7 protein-coding genes are annotated in these 6,489 nt (G+C 41.9%); 5 read left to right on the top strand and 2 right to left on the bottom strand.

Going from position 1 to position 6,489, the window contains the following annotated elements; genetic code table 11:
* Positions 1–298: 298 nt before the first annotated feature.
* Positions 299–697: a hypothetical protein gene (locus A142_RS05470; protein ID WP_019822900.1), complete on the top strand. Its 399-nt coding sequence runs from the start codon at positions 299–301 to the stop codon at positions 695–697.
* 308 nt (positions 698–1,005) lie between these two features.
* Here A142_RS05470 and A142_RS05465 read toward each other — a convergent pair whose 3' ends face one another.
* Positions 1,006–1,911 carry a LysR family transcriptional regulator gene (locus A142_RS05465; protein WP_019822896.1) on the bottom strand — a complete coding sequence of 302 codons (906 nt, stop codon included), beginning with the start codon at positions 1,909–1,911 and terminating at the stop codon, positions 1,006–1,008.
* A 106-nt stretch (positions 1,912–2,017) separates the two neighbouring features.
* Between A142_RS05465 and A142_RS05460 the strand changes: the two genes are divergently transcribed.
* The gene (locus tag A142_RS05460; protein WP_019822895.1) at positions 2,018–3,181 is read left to right on the top strand and encodes an alanine racemase; all 1,164 of its coding nucleotides are present in this window, start codon (positions 2,018–2,020) and stop codon (positions 3,179–3,181) included.
* The gene (locus A142_RS05455) at positions 3,182–4,102 is read left to right on the top strand and encodes an ornithine cyclodeaminase family protein (protein WP_019822893.1); all 921 of its coding nucleotides are present in this window, start codon (positions 3,182–3,184) and stop codon (positions 4,100–4,102) included.
* A gap of 391 nt (positions 4,103–4,493) precedes the next feature.
* On the opposite strand, the gene A142_RS05450 is transcribed toward A142_RS05455, so the two are convergent.
* A complete protein-coding gene (locus A142_RS05450) occupies positions 4,494–4,832 on the bottom strand; it encodes a hypothetical protein (protein WP_019822891.1) in 339 nt (112 codons plus the stop codon).
* 303 nt (positions 4,833–5,135) lie between these two features.
* On the opposite strand from A142_RS05450, the gene A142_RS05445 reads away from it, so the two are divergent.
* Positions 5,136–5,969 (top strand): AraC family transcriptional regulator, encoded by an 834-nt coding sequence (locus A142_RS05445; RefSeq protein ID WP_029405491.1) that lies wholly within the window; start codon positions 5,136–5,138, stop codon positions 5,967–5,969.
* A gap of 100 nt (positions 5,970–6,069) precedes the next feature.
* Positions 6,070–6,489, top strand: a 420-nt coding sequence (locus A142_RS05440; RefSeq protein ID WP_019822887.1) for an AzlC family ABC transporter permease, incomplete at its 3' end; no start/stop codon positions are given.

Below are 6,489 nucleotides of genomic sequence, written 5' to 3'. Positions count from 1 at the left end.
GCTTCATACGACCTCAGGTCGCACGAACATATCAAAGTTAGTTGTACCGATGTGTCCTGCCGCATAGGCAGTTAAGAATAGGCCAGGAAGAAAGCAACCTTCCTGCTGAACAAGCAGTTAAAATCAAAGCCATCAAGTTTAAGCTTGGTGGCTTTTGTTTGTTTACAATCGGTTTTATTCGTCCCACTTTCTAACATGGAAATGCCGCGAAGTTTGTTTAAGCGCATTCACTCTAACGGTAGTCTAGCTGATTTTGCTATACTGCAACTTATCTAAAATTCCTGCTAGGTTGTATGAGATGAGCAAGAAAAAGCTGACCGAAAAAGAGCTGTTAGAAGGGATTACTCCTTATAATGCCCACAGTGATTTACTCACCAAGACCGAAACAAAGCCTGATTGGGTGCCTTTCGCCGACGAGGTAGAGCGGATTACAGATGATTTAATGGCTAACCGAAATGAGGTTTTCGATGAGCTTAGTTCAGGTTTTGTGAACCCAGATATTTTTCTTTCAAACCTCAAGTTAGCACTTGATCGCCTTCCTGATGGTGATATTGAGCTTTGTGATTTGGGCAATGAAATTGGTCGGGTTATAGCTAATTTGAATTCACCAAATAAGACACTCTTACGTGAAGTAACTCATGGTATTGAACATGGTTTTGACATGATTAGCAAAGAAAGAGGAACTTCGAATGAATAAGCTTGATGAATGGGTCGACAACAATATGACATTAACCAGTATCATCATAATGGTTGTGGGCTTAATACTCGGATACATCCTTTTCTAGTATCAATTACTAAGGTTTCGAGGAAAAACTCAGTTGTTGCCAATTCTGCAACAGCCTGTTGCACAATTGCGGTACAACCTGTTTCGTGAATTATTTCTGCCCCGAAACAACTTAGAGCAAAAGCTCTTTAGTTGTGCTGATGGGGCTGTTTGACTTACATAATCTAATACAAAACTGATATTAATTTACTCTGATTATTCTACATCCTGTTCCAACTATCTTATTTCCATGGCATTGGTGTAATCCGATCTTTCAGTAATGAAATAAAACCTGAAATTCGAGCTGATCGCTCTTTATCTGGACTACTTAATAGCGCCACTATATTCGCATTGGGGAGTGAATAGGTAGGTAACAGACGCACTAAATCACCATTATTAATTTGAGGTTGAACATCCCATTCAGAACGCATAATAATCCCGAGTCCTGATATCGCCCAATCTTTGATCACTCTACCTTCGTTACTTGCTAGTGTAGGTGTAATTCTGACGATGTCAGGACGGCCATTCTCGTCTTCAAATTGCCATAACGTTACATCTTCATTATTTTCTCGAAGTGCGATGCATTCATGCCTAGTCAATTCATTTGGCGTTGTGGGGCATCCTTGTCTTTCGATATATTTGGGTGATGCACAGATAAAGCGTTGATTTGACGCCAGTGTGATCATTTTGAGAGATGAATCATTTAATTCGCCGATATAGATAATAATATCCCACTTATGATGTTTGGCCCAATTAGGGTTATCAGAGAGTTCAAGTTCAACATCTAATTGCGGATGCATGGCTTTATACTCACCAAGCCAAGGGGCTATGTAGTCGTTACCAAACCCTAGTGGAGCCAGAACTCTTAGCTTGCCACAAACTTGTTCTTTTCTTTCGTTAATCTGCTCTTGCAAGTCGTCTAAACCTTGGAGGATCAAACGTCCTTTGTTGAGTAAAAGTTGACCTTCTTCGGTCAGGGTAACGATTCTGGATGGTCGCTGAATTAATTTTACCGCTAGCTTCTTTTCAATATGCTGAAGCCGAAGTGTGACTGATGGAGGTGTGATATTCAGTGCTCTGGCGGCTTCAGCCAGTGTACGGTTTTCAGCTATTGTCACAATAAACTTCAAATCTTCAGTAGTAACCATTTGGTTTAAACCTAATCTATAAGTTAATAGTTGTTAATGTACGGAAAAATCTAATTAGTGGATACTAGAATGTGATACTTGGATCTAATCGCAGAGGTAAGAAAACATGTCTAGCTTGAATCAAGCTTCTACGTTGATGGCTCAATATGAAAAAATTGACACGCCATTTATGTATGTTGATAAGTGTATATTTCTCAAAAACCTGACCCGAATGAGAAGTAAAATAAAATCACAAGGGGCAAGATTGAGACCGCATTTCAAAACGATTCGTTCACTTGAAGCGGCTCAATACTTATTACCAGATCACTCTGCTCCTGTTACCGTTTCGACGGTGAAAGAAGCGGAAGAACTCGCTGGTATCGGGTATAACAACATCGTTTATGCGGTCGGTATTTCAGCTCAAAAGTTACACAGAATATCTGAACTCATTTCGAATGGAATTGATATTACTGTACTGCTGGATAGTGTGGAGCAAGCCATCGAACTCAATACGTTTTGTATAGAAAATCAGTGTTCTATTGCTGCTTTGATCGAGGTGGACTGTGACGGACATCGAGGTGGCGTTTCTCCTGAAGACCCTAAGTTATTAGATATTGCCCAGTTGTTGTGTAGTGGAAAGGCCCAGTTTGCGGGAATACTTTGTCACGCAGGGGAGTCATATCACTGTTTTGACCCCCTCTCATTACAAAATAGTGCCGCCAATGAGGTTAAGGCTGCAATAGAAGCTGTTGATATATTGAAACAGCATGACATCACCAGTGAGATTGTCAGTATAGGCTCAACACCAACGGCACACCATTATCAAGACCTTACAGATATTACAGAGGTAAGAGCGGGAGTTTATTCCTTTTTTGACTTGGTTATGGCGGGAATCGGTGTTTGTCAGTATAGCGATATTGCTGCCAGTGTTGTTGCAACCGTCATTGGGCATAACAAAGCAAAAGGTTGGGTATTAATTGACGCTGGATGGATGGCGTTATCAGCAGATCGTGGCACGGCTAACCAGCCAACTGATTGCGGATATGGCTTAGTGACGAAAAATAGCGGTGCCCCAATTTCTAATGTGCAAGTTACAAGTGTCAATCAGGAGCACGGTATTCTTGAAGCCGTAAATGGTGAAAGCATCGACTTTTCTGATTTTCCAATTGGTAGTCGTATACATGTGTTGCCTAACCATGCCTGTGCCATGGCATCAATGCACAAGCAATACCATGTGTTTGATATTAAAAATGAAACTTATGAAACTTGGAATCGAGTTCAGGGGTGGTAAATGATTTATCTGAATGAGCAACAAACAGCACAGCTTATTTCTCATGAACTTGCTTATGATGCTGTAAAAGAAGCATTTATAGCGGCAGTGAGTGACGAAGCAACACTCTTTCCTGTCGTTAATGCTGCTGGTTCGCAAGACGGCTCCACATTTTCTTTAAAGTCAGCTTGTACATCCAACTTCGTCGGTTGGAAAACAGGGACATATTGGCCCAATAATCGGGAATTAGATATGCCATGCCATGGAACGACTGTTTTTTTACTAAAGCCAGATACAGGTGAATTGCAGGCAGCAATTGCAGCAAGTAAGGTAAATGCCTATCGAACGGCTGCTGCTGATGCTGTAGCTGTTGACTACCTGGCTCGAAAAGATTCAAAGATTCTGGCTGTATTTGGCACTGGACATCAAGCTGAATTCGAGGTCTTAGCAATTTGTGACATTCGTAAGATTGAAAAAGTTTTGGTCGTAGGCCGAAGCAACACAGAAACATTTGTTGAAAAATTAAAGCAACAGGGTATTAATGCGGAAAGTGCCAGTGCACAAACTGCTTGTGAGCAAGCTGATATTATTGTAACCGCGACAACAGCCCAATCGCCTTTATTTGATGCCCAATGGGTAAAGGGTGGAACCCATATTTCTGCTATGGGGGCGGATAACGTTGGTAAGCAAGAGCTACCACCAGAACTTTATAATACGGCAAGGCTATTTTGCGACTATAAAATGCAATCGGTTGCTATAGGGGAGTTTCAACATACGGTAAATCCACTCGTTACTGAGATTGGTCAGGTCATAACGGAAAATGCTCAAGGGAGAAAAACGGATAAAGAAATCACCGTTTTTGATAGCTCTGGCATTGCCATTCAGGATCTATTCGTCGCAGCAAAACTATTAGATTTGGTCGATAGAAAGACTGCTGAATAATTTAATCTGTCCAGTTGTGTTCACATACTAAAAGTGACTTTGCCATACCTAAAGTAATTCATGAAAAACTACATTAGCAAAGTCACTAGCAAACTTTTGTCCAAAAGTTTGTTACACACATGTCGATTATGTCTGTCGATTATGTCTGCTAGAGGATTAATTGGAGCGTAGTAAATTTACTACGTTGAATCTTAGTCGTTGTTCAAATTTGCAGACTTTTGATGCAATGTTATGCGAACTTATACTGCAAACAGTATTTTAAGTCTTTGATAGTTTGTTCTAGTTATGCTGACTTATGTTGCAAGCATCACCTTAAAAAAGCCGCTCAATTAGAGCGGCTTTTTGCTATCTGAAGTTTGCCTTTTTCTTGTTCAAGAACGTTTCATCTTTCTTAATTCGCTGGCAACACCACTGCCGACGCTTCTTCCTCTGAATCTTCTTTGTCTTCGACTTGTTCAGCTACCCAATCAATCGTCTTTGTTAGATAAAGCTTGTTGGTTTCGGTATCACACCAACTCTTTGATAATCCTCTTCGATTAAATTCACTGCCAATTGCAGCCAGTGTTTGGTTACTTGGTCTACCGTAATACAAGGTGTCGCACAGTTGCAGGTTCGACATCGATTGTGGGTATGAATTAACCGATGACGAGTTCATGCTTAGTGCTTTCGATTGATTGTGAGTGCATCCGGTTAGGTTTAACAGAAACAAGGTAGCTAGAGCTATTTTCATGGATCTTAGGTTCACGAACGATGACTGATACGTAATTATGAGCATGTACGATAATGCTATTTGTCAGTATTTTGCCAAACGACGGATTAGCGGGATCTTGGTACCAGTTCTTCTGGCACGGCTAACGCTATATGTTATCTCTGATACTCATCTTGTCATGCCGGAGGCGGTGAATTAAAAATGCACCAAATGTTAAAATGCTCTTTAATTTAATTGGTGAATGCGCAATTTTGTACAAAAGCTCAAAGAGCCGATAGAGTAGACTGATGAATCGCTCGGTGATTAGCAGGTTTGAGGATGGTTATGGAGAACAAGAAGGGCTCTAAAGAGAAAGCCGATTATAAGATCACGGAAGAACTCGGTGGTCTTGAGATCCTCAATGCTGAATACGAAAAGCAGAATTTCTCACGTCATAGTCACGAAGGTTATACGTTCGGTGTGATAGAACAGGGTGCTCAGCGTTTTTATCGAACCGGCGGCCATCATATAGCCCCCCAAGATGCGATCATTTTGGTCAATGCAGATGAGGTACACAGCGGACATTCTGCCACTGAAGGTGGCTGGGCATATCGTGCAATGTACCCACTTCCTGAGCAACTCGCCAAGATCACTCAAGAGTTGAACTTGCCTAACTATGGTGCCCCTTATTTCCCAAGAGCCGTTGTTGAAGATCCAGAACTCTCCAATCAACTGAGGTTGGTTTTCAATACGATTGAAGAATCAGATAATCGCCTGCTCAGAGAAACCTTGATGTATGGGATGTTGGTTAAGTTAATCAGCAGACACGGGGAGTCGAGTCTAACGCCTCAACTGGATAGCAAAGTTCAACGTCAGCTTATACTGGTAAAAGAGTTTCTAGATGACTTTCCACAAGCGGATGTATCACTCGATGAGCTGTCTAAGCTAGCTGCTGTGAGTCCATTTCATTTGGTGCGCTCCTTTCAAAAAGAATTTGGTCTTCCTCCGCATGCCTATCAGATCCAGTCTCGATTAAGGTTGGCTCGTACGTTGCTCAAACAGGGGCATTCGATTTCCGATACGGCGCAAGAATGTGGTTTCCACGACCAAAGCCACTTCCATCGTCACTTTAAGAAAGCCAACGGTTATACGCCGGGTCAGTACGTAAAGATGCGTTGAGATTTGTGCTTTATACCTTAGATATAGAGCAAGTTTGTACAATCGAATAAGTTAACCCTCTCTTACATTGAATAGCCAATGCAAAGAGAACTAGGAAAATATGGATAACAACACAATGAATAGACGCACGCAGTTATGGAAAGGCGTTTTGGCTGCGATGCCCTTGAGTATTGCTGTAATACCGTGGGGCATATTAGCTGGCTCGTATGCAATAGATGCTGGTTTGAATCAGCTTCAAGCTCAGGCTATGTCTGCTATTTTGTTTGCGGGTTCAGCGCAATTAGTGGCGGCGGGGATGTTCAAATCGGGCATTGGGTTAGGGACTATGTTGTTAACCACGTTCTTTATTACTTCAAGGCATTTTCTTTATAGCGTGTCGATGCGCGACAAAATTAGTCATCTTCCCGCTCGTTGGCGTTTACTGCTTGGCTTTTGGCTAACGGATGAACTGTTCGCGATTTGCAGTGGCCAATCTCAGCAAGAGTTTAACCGCTGGTATGCAGCAGGGGTCGGCGGGGGG

The sequence above is a fragment of the Vibrio splendidus 12E03 genome (genome assembly GCF_000272105.2).
Classification (GTDB): Bacteria; Pseudomonadota; Gammaproteobacteria; order Enterobacterales; family Vibrionaceae; genus Vibrio; species Vibrio splendidus_I.
The sequence above is the reverse complement of the archived record's forward strand: the minus strand, read 5'-3'. Positions and strand labels throughout refer to the sequence as shown.